The sequence below is a fragment of the Gimesia algae genome (genome assembly GCF_007746795.1).
In the GTDB taxonomy this organism is placed as follows: Bacteria; Planctomycetota; Planctomycetia; order Planctomycetales; family Planctomycetaceae; genus Gimesia; species Gimesia algae.
Genome location: NZ_CP036343.1, coordinates 3337772 through 3351180 on the forward strand (window position 1 = coordinate 3337772; position 13409 = coordinate 3351180).

Annotated in this window: 11 protein-coding genes and 1 pseudogene; 6 read left to right on the forward strand and 6 right to left on the reverse strand. The window is 49.5% G+C overall.

The annotated features are described in order from the left end of the window. Positions 1–90 precede the first annotated feature (90 nt). Together Pan161_RS12140 and Pan161_RS12145 are read left to right on the forward strand one after the other, a co-directional pair. Positions 91–768 carry a hypothetical protein gene (locus tag Pan161_RS12140; RefSeq protein ID WP_145227136.1) on the forward strand — a complete coding sequence of 226 codons (678 nt, stop codon included), beginning with the start codon at positions 91–93 and terminating at the stop codon, positions 766–768. A gap of 28 nt (positions 769–796) precedes the next feature. Further along, complete coding sequence (locus Pan161_RS12145) at positions 797–1735, forward strand: alpha/beta hydrolase (protein WP_145227138.1); 939 nt, start codon at positions 797–799, stop codon at positions 1733–1735. Between the two features lie 29 nt (positions 1736–1764). On the opposite strand, the gene Pan161_RS12150 is transcribed toward Pan161_RS12145, so the two are convergent. Both Pan161_RS12150 and sppA read right to left on the reverse strand, forming a co-directional pair. Beyond that, the gene (locus Pan161_RS12150; RefSeq protein WP_145227140.1) at positions 1765–2595 is read right to left on the reverse strand and encodes a tetratricopeptide repeat protein; all 831 of its coding nucleotides are present in this window, start codon (positions 2593–2595) and stop codon (positions 1765–1767) included. A gap of 43 nt (positions 2596–2638) precedes the next feature. After that, entirely contained in the window at positions 2639–3670 is a 1032-nt protein-coding gene (sppA, locus tag Pan161_RS12155) for a signal peptide peptidase SppA (protein ID WP_145227142.1), read from the reverse strand. Between the two features lie 572 nt (positions 3671–4242). Between sppA and Pan161_RS12160 the strand changes: the two genes are divergently transcribed. Then, entirely contained in the window at positions 4243–6051 is a 1809-nt protein-coding gene (locus Pan161_RS12160) for a hypothetical protein (protein ID WP_145227144.1), read from the forward strand. 1979 nt (positions 6052–8030) lie between these two features. Then, positions 8031–8954 carry a hypothetical protein gene (locus Pan161_RS12170; RefSeq protein ID WP_145227146.1) on the forward strand — a complete coding sequence of 308 codons (924 nt, stop codon included), beginning with the start codon at positions 8031–8033 and terminating at the stop codon, positions 8952–8954. Between the two features lie 215 nt (positions 8955–9169). Here the strand turns inward: Pan161_RS12170 and Pan161_RS12175 are convergent, their stop codons facing one another. The 4 genes and pseudogenes from Pan161_RS12175 to Pan161_RS31370 form a co-directional block, all read right to left on the reverse strand. Next, the gene (locus tag Pan161_RS12175) at positions 9170–9604 is read right to left on the reverse strand and encodes a DNA/RNA non-specific endonuclease (protein ID WP_145227148.1); all 435 of its coding nucleotides are present in this window, start codon (positions 9602–9604) and stop codon (positions 9170–9172) included. Next, complete coding sequence (locus Pan161_RS30530; protein WP_197995843.1) at positions 9567–9797, reverse strand: hypothetical protein; 231 nt, start codon at positions 9795–9797, stop codon at positions 9567–9569. Before Pan161_RS30530 ends, Pan161_RS12175 begins: the two co-directional genes overlap by 38 nt. A 221-nt stretch (positions 9798–10018) precedes the next feature. Beyond that, positions 10019–10327, reverse strand: a complete 309-nt coding sequence (locus tag Pan161_RS12180) for a hypothetical protein (protein ID WP_145227150.1) — start codon at positions 10325–10327, stop codon at positions 10019–10021. Further along, positions 10324–10452, reverse strand: a pseudogene (locus tag Pan161_RS31370) (cytosolic protein); the annotation flags it as partial. The gene Pan161_RS12180 and the pseudogene Pan161_RS31370, both read right to left, overlap by 4 nt. 221 nt (positions 10453–10673) lie before the next feature. Here Pan161_RS31370 and Pan161_RS12190 point away from each other — a divergent pair. Both Pan161_RS12190 and Pan161_RS12195 read left to right on the forward strand, forming a co-directional pair. Next, on the forward strand, positions 10674–12152 hold the full coding sequence (locus tag Pan161_RS12190; RefSeq protein WP_232103358.1) for an IS4 family transposase: 1479 nt from the start codon (positions 10674–10676) through the stop codon (positions 12150–12152). Between the two features lie 167 nt (positions 12153–12319). Then, on the forward strand, positions 12320–13339 hold the full coding sequence (locus Pan161_RS12195; protein WP_145225554.1) for a leucine-rich repeat domain-containing protein: 1020 nt from the start codon (positions 12320–12322) through the stop codon (positions 13337–13339). Positions 13340–13409 lie beyond the last annotated feature (70 nt).

Sequence of the window (13409 nt, forward strand, 5' to 3'; positions counted from 1 at the left end):
GCTGAAATACAATACACAAATCGATGCATCCACAAACGTCTGTCTTCTGAAGCAGGAAACCGTCGTGGAGAATCGGAGGGAGAACTACTTATGAATCGTCGACTCTTGCTAAGTCTGATCTGTTGTATGCTCTCTTTTTCTGTTGCTTTCGCTGAAGAGGAAAAGACAGAGAAGAAGAAATCTACTCCGGTAGATCTTTCCGGAAAATACACCCAAACCATGCAGAAGAAATTAGCCGAGTACGACAATCCGAGTCTGCCGCCCGGCTTATATAATTTTGGCGATGTCGAGTTTGAACTCGGTAACGGCATTATTCAGCTGGGGAGTCTCTACAAAGAAGAGTGCCCTGACAAAGTCACAAAAATCGAAGTCAATCACAAACTGAGAACGCTGCATATCATTCAAGGCACTGCCTTTGGTGGCGGCCCCAATGTCCTCGGCTCAAAGACTCATGTAGAGGATGGCACCCGAGTGGGAGAATATGTGGTCCACTATGACGACAAAAGCAAAGTAGAAATCCCCATCGTCTATGGCAAAGATGTACGCGACTGGTGGTTTCGTAAAGATGAAAAAGCACCATCAGAGAGCAAAGTCATCTGGGAAAACGACAACAAGGCCGCAGGGCGATATCAATGTCGCGTGCGTCTTTATATGACAACCTGGAAAAACCCTCACCCGGACAGGAAGGTAGTCAGCATCGATTATATCGGTCGCAAAATGGAAACCGCTGCGGCTCCCTTCTGTGTAGCCATGAGCTACGTAAAATAATGCGTCCATCAGAATACGAGACTCTACCATGCAACTACAGCGTTTTCAGCTTAAATCAATTCTGGCAGTTACTTGTGCAATCATGATTCTGTTGGTTCACAGTCAAGGGTCAGCACAAAAACCAAAGCCAAAGAAAAAGCAGCCACCATTCCAGTGGGTCAATGCACTCAAACTGAAACTTCCAGGAGTGAAGCATGCGACATTTCACAGCCCGTCCATGAACGTGGATGTGGGCTACTGCATCTATCTGCCACCCCAGTACAACGCAGCGGGGAATGAACAAAAACGCTTCCCGGTGGTCTACTATCTGCACGGCGGTCGACCCGGCAGTGAAACCAAAAGTGTCCGCCTGGCGCAGCAGATACACGAACATATTTCCAAAGGTGAAGTGGCACCGATGATCTACGTTTTCGTCAACGGTGGTCCCGTCAGTCACTACAATATGGCCGACCAAAATAATGCGATGGGAGAAGATGTTTTTGTGAAAGAGTTGATCCCTCATATCGATGCCACTTACCGCACGATCGCAGACCGAGATGGGCGAGGAATTGAAGGCTTTTCACAAGGAGGTCGCGGCACAACCCGGATCATGTTCAAACATCCGCAACTCTTCTGTTCGGCGGCCCCCGGTGGTGCCGGTCACTCGACGGAAAAGCGAATCTCGGAAGAGAACGGCCAGGAAAGACCCGGACTGGTATTTGCGAAAGGCGATAACACATACGACCTGGCACGGAACTACGCCAGCCATCAGGAACCGGAACTGCCCATCCTGATTCATGTCGGCACAAAAGGCTTTAACTATCAGAACAATCTTGAGTACATGGATTTTCTGAAGTCATTAAAGATTCCGTTCGAAAAACTCATCGTCCCCGATGTCCCTCACAGCGCAGTCAAAATTTACGAAAAAGAGGGATTGAAAATCATGCAGTTCCATGCACAGAATTTTCGCAAAGCGAGCCAGCAGTGAAGGTGGAACGCGGAAGCATTCGATTCTCGCTATGCTTTCGGAAGTTTTTTCAGTAACCGTTTCGCTTTACTTTTCCAGCGCACAAACTTGCGGGCGATTCCCCGCGGGCTGCCGTTGATATCCAGCAGCATCGACTGCAGTGTCTTGCGGGCGGCCTGCTGGTCCCCTGCGTCTGCTTCCAGAGTCGCCAGCATGTATAATGCCTCAGGTTGACGCCAGCGCCGCGTATGAGTCACCAACTGCTCGCGCGCCTTTTCTGGTGTATCCAGTTCGCAGAGTGTTTTGCAATACATCAGAGAAACATCACCAAACTTGTATTCAGGATCAATCGCGAGTACTTTCTGGCAGAGTGAGTGCGCTTCCTGAAAGTCTTTGAACTTCATTTTCATCTGCGCTGCGCCCCACAGTGCCGGCAGGTTGTCGGGTTCTTTAACTAATGCCTGCTGATAAGCAGCCAGACTTTTCTGAAAGACCCCTGCATCTTTCAAAGCATCTCCCCAGCGTACAAACTGGTAGGCATTACCAATCTGCATCGCGGCCGTCTCCAGCTCGTTTAATCGACGCTGCCGCAGCAGAGGTCTGGCAAATTCCGGCAGCTGAAGCTGGTTTGTGGGCAACCAGCGGATAAAGAAATAAATTAGTGCGCCGAAAGGCTGAAAGACCAGGATTACCCAGAACCACAGAAATCGGTCCGGATCTTTTCGGAGACAGTCAACGAGCATCCAGATCCAGAACAGCAGATACAAAAACGTAAACCCGCTCTCCAGAAATGACCAGAGTGGCGAGGGACCTTCATACAGACTCGGGTCATTCAGGAGCGGATCCTGGGGAGCAGAAATGGGGTCTTGTTGTGCAAACATATGCTCTTGATTTCTGGAAGATCTTAGTTAAATCAGGTGCAGCCTACTGCCATCCGGGCATATCACCCAGCCACGAAGAAAAATACATGGCGCGCGGAACTGTGGCATCCAGCAGCGCCTGTTTTCGATTCTCTACCTGACTGGCTTCTGCTGAGCCCAGTAGTATATCAGCCAGTGTAACAGGATGTCTGTATCTTATCACACGCGCTTTCTTGAGTTCTGTGATTTCCAGCAATCGGGTCAGCGCATCTTCCTGATAGCCGATTTCATCGATCAGCCCGTTCTCCTTGGCGTCGGTCGCCGGGTAGATCTGACCTGTGGCCAGTTTCTTCACCTGTTCATAATCAAGATCTTTACGGTTGTCCGTGATGATGTTCAAAAATCGCTGATACGATTCATCCAGAATATGGTCCCAGATGTCCCGCTCCCGTTGAGTCATCTCACGAAACGGATTGAGAGCATCCTTAAATTCCCCCGTTTTCAAAGGGTCAGAGACTACACCCACTTTTTCAGCCAGACCACTCATGTCAAAGCGGGGAATAATCACGCCCAGTGAACCGGTCCAGGTGGTCGGCTCTGCAAAAATGACTCCCTTTTCACCGGCTGCCATGGCAACATAATAGCCGCCGGAAGCAGCCATCCGTTTCATCGAAACAACGATGGGTTTCGTTTTTCGCAGTTCGACCAGGCGATGGTAAATCTGATGGCTGTCCGCGACCAGACCGCCGGGACTGTCAATTTCCAGCAGGATTCCTTTGACATGATCGTCTTCATGCGCGGTTTTGATCGATTCCAGAATCCGCTCGGTAAAAGGCGGCATGATCGTACCCGTAATCGAAATGATTGCGATTTTATCTAAAGCAAACTGATCACCGGTCTCAAACTGCTCTGTCGGCCCCCCTCCAACAGTGAAGTACTCCTGATACCAGGCATAAAAGCCCAGATTCAAAAGCACGGACATCACCAACAGCACAACTAAGCTGCGCGTGATCCAGCGTCTTGCCGGTGATGCTGAGGGACGGCTTTTTCCCGCTTTTTCACCGGGCTTCTCTGGTGATGCCTGTTCTTCCTGCATCGCTGTAACTCCTTTTCATTCCGCTGTTTCGAATCTAGAAACCGCTTACACACATGAACTGATTGCTGATCAGGCCGCTCTGAGAACAGCCTGAGATAAATGTAAAGATAGCAAACCTGCAGCCGATGGCGACCCTGCGGCGAGATTATCGATAAAAACGGTCATTCGGGTCGATACAAAGATCCCGCCAGATTCTAGTTCTACAATCGACATAGACATCAAAACCGGAGCAGATTAACGACGATAGAATTCCCAGCAGGGCTACTCTGCATGATTGTGTCGATTATGTGGAACCAGACAATTGAAAGCAATATACCGATTAATGAAGTCTCGTTGTTTCGAGAAATCATTCACACGGGAACTTTTTTGAGTACTGCTGTGAAACTTTTTTCAACAGGACTCAAGGCTCAGGAACCAGGAGATTTCAGGAGATGATAGCAGGAACTCGCTTCTCCGCTCGCGTTATTTTATTTAGCGCAATTTCTGGCTTAGTGCTTACGAATTTGAATTTTCTTTCTGCGGAGGACTCTCCCGCTGAATTCAATTCAATACCGCGTTCAAGTACCAAGACAGTGCGGAACCCGCAAAGTACATTGAAGAATGCCATTCAACGTGAAATGCATTCAGCACGTCGCAATACCACTCTGCCACGTGTCCGCCTTCTTCAGACAGAACAGCAGCCAGATCAGATACAGCAGACTGGTTTCACGCTGAACCCCAAAGCACTCTTTCAGAAAAAGAGCAGCGAACCGGAACAGAAACGCCAGATCATTGTCAACAGCGCAGCGCAATCATCTGGACCTCAATACAAAACGGCTGTTCCGGTACCCGAAGCGAAACCAGGCCAGAGCGAAATTCAGAGGCAGCTCGAAGCATTATACCGCCGCGATGGCCGTCAGATGCCTCCCATGTCAATGGAGGCACTCCCCAAAACAGCAGGCAATGCCGGTAGCGGAAGGGGAACAGTCAATACAAACCCCGCTCCTCAGCAGACACCAGCGGCCACAGCCACTCCTGCTCCTCAGCAGGCAGCTCCGCAGAACTCTGCACCCAGGAACGTGATCGTTGCACCACAGCAAAACGTGGCACAAGATTCGGAAGACAAGAAAAAATGGTACGAAATGTTCCTGCCATCCAAAACCAAGAAATCTCCCAAACGGCTGCCTAAGTCAAATCAGATTGCGAAAAAAGCACCCGTCGATAATTCCGTAACGGAATCAATCGAACAACCCGCTACGCCAGTCTTGGCTCCTGCTCCCGCACCAGAAAATCAACCAGTGGCAGCAGGGCCAGAACAGCCAGTTGCCACTCCAGAGTCCGTCGCCAAAACCATGACGCCCGCTGTGGGAGAACTGGATGAAGATGAACTCGAAGAACTGCGGGAAGAAGCAGAAGAACGACTGGAAGAGCAGAGAATCGCAGCGGAAAAAAGGTCGAAAGAAGCGGCTGCCGAATTGCCGGCGATCGTCGAAAATACTCCCGAATCCGGGGCTGCCAAAGTAGCTATCAATCCGGAAGACGAATTCGAAGACCTGTTTCCTGAAATGTCTGAAGAAGAAGCCGACAGCATGAAGAAAACCAAAGTGGTTGAAAAAGCAGCCAGCACTCCCTTCAGTGGTCTGGCTCTGGAAGAAGAGGGTCTCAAGAAGACCGCTGAAAAACCAGCCGAAACGGAAACACCAACCCTGGAGAAAACTCCTCAAGTCGCTCAGGAAAAACCGGCCAAAGAATTCAATCCGTTCGAACCACAGCCACAACCAACTGCTCCAAAGGTTGCAAAGGAAGTGAATCCGTTTGAAGTCCCCGTCGAAAAAGTGGTAGACAAACCAGAAATGCCTGCCGAAAATGTCGCGGAGACAGAAAAACCGGCTGCAAAGCCTGAGGAAAAGATTGTAGAGAATACGCCTGAAAAACCAGTCGAAGACAATCCCTTCCAACCTCAAACCGAACAGAAACTGGACACTCCGACTCCTGCTCCTGAAAAACAGATCGCCGCGAGTGAACATGAAAGTTCGATTGATCAGAAACTGGCTCTGATTGCCAGCCGGGGAAATATCAAAGGTCTGAAAGGCTTCTGCCCGGTCGCACTGCGAGACAGTCGACTGCTGGTCGACGCGCGACCCGAATTCAGCTCTTCCTACAAATCGATGAACTATCAGTTTGCCTCTCTGGAAAACAAATTGAAGTTTGACCGGGAGCCTGCCAAATACGCACCAGCCGCTGGCGGAAGTGATCTCGTAATGCTGGTTGACAAGCAGGATGACCAGGAAGGTACTCTGGACTTCGCGTCCTGGTACAAAGGTCGTCTGTATCTGTTCAGCAGTAAAACAACGATGAACGTCTTCATGAAAACTCCAGCCCTCTATGTTGGCGTTGAATAAAAGTGTGAGCATTGTTCCTGCTGCTCCTGGTAAGCTCCCGATGATCTTTATGATGATCGGGAGCTTTCTTTTTTATTGATCAGCAGCCCATCAACCACTGAACCAATCAACCACTGAAAAGATTCGACTTGACTCCCCCTCGCTCCCAGCCAGAATAAGCGTCTAACTGTGTCGCGCGCGTGACCAGTTTACAGTGCACTGAAACACAAGCCACCTGTTCCGGATCTTCACTGAAAACAAGCCTGTTTTTTCCAGATAATCAGTTTGCAGAACCACACCAGTTCTTAATGTATGCCTGCGGGTCGCCACACTTCGCCGCCCATCACGCCGGCACCACCCTGGTACCGCCAGACATCGCGCCCGTGTCGACTCATATCGCCACATCATTCGAAAAACCCCCTTGCTCCCCGCACGCCACTCCCTAAGATAACCCTCGCACAAAAAAACAAACCCGCTTCCTAAAACCCAAAGCATCACTCCCTCCTCTTGCGTATCATTTCGTGTTGTTCGTGGTAGAAAGATAAAACGTCCGACTGTGATTGTGATTGTGATCACGGCTCCCTTATGTAGTTCACAGCGGATAAGCCCGGATGCACATCCGGGCCGCGCGCAGCGAGCAGGAAACAGACAGAGCGATTCTCAAACATAAAGTACGCGTAGCCGACTAAATGTTGAGACTGCCCCATCCGTCAGCCCACAGAGCGAGCATTGATTCTACCCGATCTCCCCCACCCCCACGCAGATGAACATCCCGCACTATCAACACAAATCCGGGTTGCCCCGAATGCAATCCAGGCCGAGCGCAGCGAGCAGGAGGTCGCAGCTCCCGCGTACAATCAATACCAGTCCGTCTCATCCACGAAACTCAATTAGCCGCAGAACGTTAGCTCCGGTTATGTCCCGAACTGCAAAAAACCGTGACGAACCACAAACAGGTGAGATAAAAAGAAAAGGTGCCCCGGATGTAATCCGGGGTTGTCGCAGACAACAGAAAACGGTCAGGCAAACCGCACAACCAGGTTTCACATCGCCGATCTGTCCTGATAGAGGAGCGTGACCCTAGTGCCCGCCCGCCTGGCGAGGTTCGAACCGGATTCGCACCATAACGGGAACTGATGAAACCCTCATATTTTTTTTCTACCACGAAAAACACGAAATGAAACGAAAGCAAGACAGTGGGTGAGCCCGAATGCAATTCGGGCCGAGCGCAGCGAGCAGGAGGTCGCAGCTCCCGCGTACAATCAATACCAGTCCGTCTCATCCACGAAACTCAACTAGCCGCAGAGCGTTAGCTCCGGTTTTGTCCCGAACTGCAAAAAACCGTGACGAACCACAAACAGGTGAGATAAAAAGAAAGGGTGCCCCCGGATGTAATCCGGGGTTGTCGCAGACAACAGAAAACGGTCAGGGAAACCGTACAACCAGGTTTCACATCGCCGATCTGTCCTGATAGAGGAGCGTGACCCTAGTGCCCGCCCGCCTGGCGAGGTTCGAACCGGATTCGCACCATAATGGGAACTGATGAAACCCTCATATTTGTTTTTTCTACCACGAAAAACACGAAATGAAACGAAAGCAAGACAGTGGGTGAGCCCGAATGCAATTCGGGCCGAGCGCAGCGAGCAGGAGGTCGCAGCTCCCGCGTACAATCAATACCAGTCCGTCTCAACCACGAAACTCAACTAGCCGCAGAGCGTTAGCTCCGGTTTTGTCCCGAACTGCAAAAAATCGCGACGAACCACAAACAGGTGAGATAAAAAGAAAGGGTGCCCCCGGATGTAATCCGGGGTTGTCGCAGACAACAGAAAACGGTCAGGGACAATCCCAGAATCCAAGGCAACACTTCCCACACACCTCACCATTTTTCCACTGAAACCTACGAACTGCGCACTCGATCCGTTATCATATCCCCAGAGAGACTCAAGTATTCACACACCCAAATCCGTCACACTTTGACCACAAGAAAACAGAACACAACGATGAATCAACTCCTTTCCGCTGCCTGGCTCACCATCACAGTCCTTTCGGCATTTTCCGTCTCTGCTGCGAACCCGGAAACCACCGACACCCCGGAACGGCTCTACGCTGACGACGTTCCCGAGACCGGTTTTCTGATACTCAAGACAGACAACTACACACTCCCCCTCGACGCCGCCAGCGGCTGGACCATCGAGAAGATGCTCTACGGCGACTACGAATTCGGCCTGAACAACGGCCACTACGGCACCGTGCTCCGCCCCAAAGGTGAACAGTGGTGGGGCACCGGACACAAGGAAGGGGGCCGCGAAGTCGTCCATCAGATCAAACTGATCGTCGACGGCAAAGAGACCCCCATCACAAAGACCGATGAAACCGTCACCGGCACACGGATCGAGTTCATCAAGAAATCCACGATCTGGAAATTCAAAGTCCGCGCCGAGATCATCCTGACCAACTCAGAGATTTTTGAACGCACCCAAATGGAAGCCCTGGCAGACGTCGACCTCGACCTGCTCTATTACTTCATGCACTGCTTCCCGCCCACCTCAACGAAGTGGATGGCCCAGCTCCCCGACGGCTCCATCGAAACCGGCCCCCTCTCCCATTCCAAGAAGATGGCGGTCAGCAAAAACACAACCTGGGTCGCCCAGTATAACCCGGAACAGCAGCTCAGTTCCCTCTGTTACACTCCCCGCGTGATCCGAGGCGAAGGCAGCACCAGCATGATCTGGGACCTCGACCGTTACCACAAATACTACCTCCGCCACAACAACGGCCAGTCCTTCAAAAAAGGGGACCAGCTCGACTTCACCGTCATCGTCAAAGCCATCCCTAATGAAACCGGCGACTGGCAAGCCACAAAAAAAGCCGCTGCGGAATTAATGAAACAGTTCCCAGCGGAGAAACAGACCGGTGAAAAATGAAACGATTTTCAACTGCTAGATTTTTTTGGTTCCTGACACCTTTTTTAATTCTGTCATAAGCAAATTTTCCCTGCAATAGAATTTCAGATTTGACAGTCCCTTCCAGTTGATTGACGAGTGCTCCGGCGGTGAAGAATTTCATTCGGAATTGATTCTGCAATTTTTTGATAATTCTTCTCGATACCTTCAATCATAATTATCCTCTCATTTTCAATTTATTTTGGGTTAGAAAATTTTTCGCTATAAATGGATGTTATACCGGTCTTCGCATCTGTGATTGTGTAATTTACGGTGAAGCTATTAGGCCGCTTCCCCGCTGCGGGCCAGTTAATTTCGATATTCACTGATACCGTATCACCTGTTTTCAAGGCATTATCCCACTGGCGTTCCATGGCAGCCCAAGGTGAGCCTTTACCACGATTGAGTTTCATACCTTGTGGTACCATATGAAGAGGCCCCTCACCGGGTCCATCAAATCGGGTGTCAATCATGAACTCACCGTTTAAGCCACTTCCCCCGCCAAATTTAGCTTTGACGATGAGGACGTAGAGGTTACTGTCGAAGTTCTCACGGAACGCATGACGCGTTCCTGTCTCGGTGGTGACCTCATTTTCAAAGGACAACGGCGAACGGGTGTCGGCAGGAGCCATAAACGGCGCGTGCTTTATATGGCGACCTTAGTGGCGATCCGTTGCCAAAATTGATTTCGTGTTCGTCAAAGACCTGCTGCCAGCGCTGATCGTTGATGACATCAGACAGCGGGAGCGAAGCATCTTGCAGCATTGAGCGTTTGAAAATGGAAAATGATGCTGCATTCACACGGGAAGCTGATATACATGGCATAGGGCCTCCACTGATCACATATCCTCATACACCACCCAGGATAGGCCTTACCAGAACGCAGCATAATGTCAGGAGAGGTTTTGTCAAACTCAACCAGCGAACTGGCAAAAATCGGACTATTAAAAACGTGACTGCGTCACGCTGGGCTCGTTGTGCAGCTACATATAAAAAATCAGCGGCAGTGCCATTCGTCGCTGACCCCTTTTCCCGTTCGCCTACTCTCACGAATCACCATAGGTAAAGGCCACATCTTCAATCGAATCAGCAAGATTAGAGAAATCCGTAGAAATGTTCATTGCAAATGTTCGCAAATAAACCAAGGATTCTGTTTGCAGCTTGACATCACCTGTCTTGATTGCATCCTCAAGTTTATTATAGTGGTGAAGAAAAGACTCAATATCTCCTACAAATACACGATCTTTTTGAGCAACTGCTTTTTTCAGTTTTTGTGGGTTTGCTGTTGACTGTGGATAATTACTAATGGACTGTAATAGTATTTCATAGATACGACCAATAGGAAAAGTCTTCATATCCTTCGACCTTTCGCTGCTTCAGTTTTTGCAGTATTTAATGTACCATCCAAATTTAGAACTGCTCTAAATTTTCCTCTACTGTCGAATACTTCTAAATGATCTTTATGCAGATTGTCAAGGTAGGACAGAAAAAGGTGTCAGGAACGAATGGCACTGCCGGTGTTTTTTTGCTTTGAGTATGCGCAACGGTTCCCATGTGACATCGTCACATGCTTGATTTTCTGATTTTTTTGCCAGTTCGCTGGAAATTGTGTTTGGCAAAACGTCTCCTGGCATTATGCTGCGTTCTGGCAGGGCCTTCCTTGGGTTGGTGTGGGCAAAACATTTGACCAAGGAAGGTCCTATGCCATTTATATCATCTTCCCGAGTGAATGCAGCATCATTTTCTCTTTTCAAACGTTCGATGATGCAGGAGAGCAGCCTGCCGCTAGCCGACGTCCTTGACGATCAACGCTGGCAGCAGGTGTTTGACGAACACGAAATCGACTTTGGCAATGACCCCGATGTCATTTACACACCGGCAATCACTCTCTGGGCGTTAATCTCTCAGGTGTTCTTTTCCGGCGAGCAACGCAGCTGTAAGGCAGCCGTCATTCGTGTTGCCAGCTTATGGGCGGCACTGGGGCGACGGGTCTGCAGTACGAATACCGGTGCTTACTGTCGCGCGCGACTCAAACTATCCTTTACCGTCATCCGCGATCTCGTCCAGCAACTTGCCGCGGATGCCGAAGCGGCCTGTGACCAGAACTGTGTCCAGTCTCGAGAGCAGTCAACGGCGCGCCTCAGTCCTTCCAGCGTCGCCGATGTGAAATCACGGAGTACCGGCGGTCGCATTCTGCTCGTTGACGGCTTCACCATCACGGCCGCCGATACCCCTGAGAATCAGCGGGCCTATCCGCAGAACCCGGCTCAGAAACCGGGGCTCGGGTTCCCCGTTCTCCGCTGCGTTTCTCTGATCTCGATGACCACCGGACTGCTGGTCGATCTGGTGAGCGGGCCTTACAGCGGTAAAGGGAGTGGCGAAACGGCCCTGCTTTGGCAAATGCTCGATGCACTCCGGCCGGGTGATATTCTGGTGGCTGACTCGTATTACTGCACGTACTGGCTGGTGAGTGCGTGCCATGCGCGGGGCGTTCAGATCCTGATGAAGAACCATCACCTGCGTGACAATCATCCACAAACCGCACGTCGACTGAACAAGCGAGAGCGCCTGGTGACATGGTTACGTCCCCCCGTCCGTCCTGCCTGGATGACCCGTCAGGAATTCTGGCGACAACCGCTGACACTCACTCTGCGGCTGGTCGATGTGCAGATCAGTCAGCCGGGGTATCGCGCCAAAACATTTACGATTGCCACCACCATCACAGATCGGAAAGCATGCCCGGCGCGCTGGATCGCCGCCGTGTATCAGAGCCGCTGGCTGATCGAACTGGACATTCGCAGTATCAAGTGCTCGCTGGGGATGGATATCCTGCGGGCGAAGTCTCCGGCCATGGTGCTCACCGAACTCTGGTCATGTCTGCTGGCGTACAATCTGATTCGATTGAAGATGCTGCAGAGTAGCCTGGCGACAGGCCGTGATCCCCGTTCACTCTCGTTTACTACCACGCAACAGATGCTGGCTGCGAATTGGTTGCTGGGCGCGGTTACAAAAACGACTGAGGAATTAGCCACACTCGGACAGCAGGTCCCCTGCAGCGAACGTGTAGGGCATCGCATCGGCCGAACAGAACCCAGAGCCAATAAACGCCGAACCAAAGTGCTGGCTTTGCTGAAGCAACCAAGATACCATTACCATCAACAAAGAAAAGCAACTGTATGAACGCAAACTCTTTCACAACAACAGGCAGTGCCATTCGTTCCTGACACCTTTTTTAATTCGAAGGTGTGAAGTGAAGTTCACGAACATTTCATCCCTGGCGCGCCAGGGATGACTTTAAGTTGGATCTCTAACATTCCAACTGGTACAAGGTTGGGGGCAAGGTCACAATGAAATTAAAGCACAAACCAAAGACTCTTGCCATTCTTTGTGTTTTATTCTCTTTGGTTTTACTCGTTTTCACTTTTAGCTCAAGCATGTTTTCCTACCTAAAGCGTGTCAGAGTTGTAGAAAATTTGACCTCACTTTATAGCATGGGAGCTGTTGAAGAAGAAGGATCTGATTCTTTACCCAGACATTATCTCGTTTATACTCCCAAAACTGGATTACTGAGTCGCCTAAAAATAATGTCACCCATCGGAATGGCTGATACCGTTTCACAGATATCATATGATATTGAGTCTTCAGAAAAAGCCCTTCCAGAGTCGATCGACACTTTTACTGAGGTACAATCTCTTACGCTAAGTAATATTAGCCTCACTTCAAGAGAGGCATTGATTATAGGAAAGTTAAATAATATTTCATCGATCACATTTTATAACTGTGATTTATCAATCCAATTTTGCAGCAACTTTCCAAGTAAGAATAAATTATCCGAAATTAGAATCTACGAATCAACAGCCAGTCCTAGTAGTATGTCCGCCTTATTACGTCGCACCCCTGATTTGAGCACTCTTTCCATTAGTAAGAATAATCAAACATCTGAATTACTAAAGAATGCTCAAGCGCTACCTCTTGAATCATTAAGTCTAAGACGATGCTCAATTGACCAAGAATCTCTATTGTTGATCAGTAAAATTCAAACACTCAAACACTTAGACTTAAGAGACAACAAGTTACCGACTCGCAGTTTCGAATTTCTAGCGACTCTTCCTAAAATATGGGGTATTGATATAAGGAAAACGACATTTTCTCCCAATGAATTAGCTGATCTTTCAACTTCAGAATCACTTACAGCGATTTGGATAAGCGGGCAAAAAATAACCACAAATGATTTGAATTCACTTTTTAAAATCAGAACCCTCCAACAGATAACTGCCGTACTTCCCACTAAAGAGCCTCATCCAAAATCTCACAAAGACGTAAAGGTTATTATTAGGAGATATGATTATGACACTGCTAATGAATAAAAAACGGACAAAATAAGGTGTCAGGAACCTTATATTGACAATTCAGCGAGAGTCCGCTAGTATTCTCTGA

Coding starts and splice junctions, on each gene's coding strand:
- Pan161_RS12140 (WP_145227136.1), top strand. CDS start 91: ATGAATCGTCGACTCTTGCTAAGTCTGATCTGTTGTATGCTCTCTTTT.
- Pan161_RS12145 (WP_145227138.1), top strand. CDS start 797: ATGCAACTACAGCGTTTTCAGCTTAAATCAATTCTGGCAGTTACTTGT.
- Pan161_RS12150 (WP_145227140.1), bottom strand. CDS start 2,595: ATGTTTGCACAACAAGACCCCATTTCTGCTCCCCAGGATCCGCTCCTG.
- sppA (WP_145227142.1), bottom strand. CDS start 3,670: ATGCAGGAAGAACAGGCATCACCAGAGAAGCCCGGTGAAAAAGCGGGA.
- Pan161_RS12170 (WP_145227146.1), top strand. CDS start 8,031: ATGAATCAACTCCTTTCCGCTGCCTGGCTCACCATCACAGTCCTTTCG.
- Pan161_RS12175 (WP_145227148.1), bottom strand. CDS start 9,604: ATGGCTCCTGCCGACACCCGTTCGCCGTTGTCCTTTGAAAATGAGGTC.
- Pan161_RS30530 (WP_197995843.1), bottom strand. CDS start 9,797: ATGCCATGTATATCAGCTTCCCGTGTGAATGCAGCATCATTTTCCATT.
- Pan161_RS12180 (WP_145227150.1), bottom strand. CDS start 10,327: ATGAAGACTTTTCCTATTGGTCGTATCTATGAAATACTATTACAGTCC.
- Pan161_RS12190 (WP_232103358.1), top strand. CDS start 10,674: ATGCCATTTATATCATCTTCCCGAGTGAATGCAGCATCATTTTCTCTT.
- Pan161_RS12195 (WP_145225554.1), top strand. CDS start 12,320: ATGAAATTAAAGCACAAACCAAAGACTCTTGCCATTCTTTGTGTTTTA.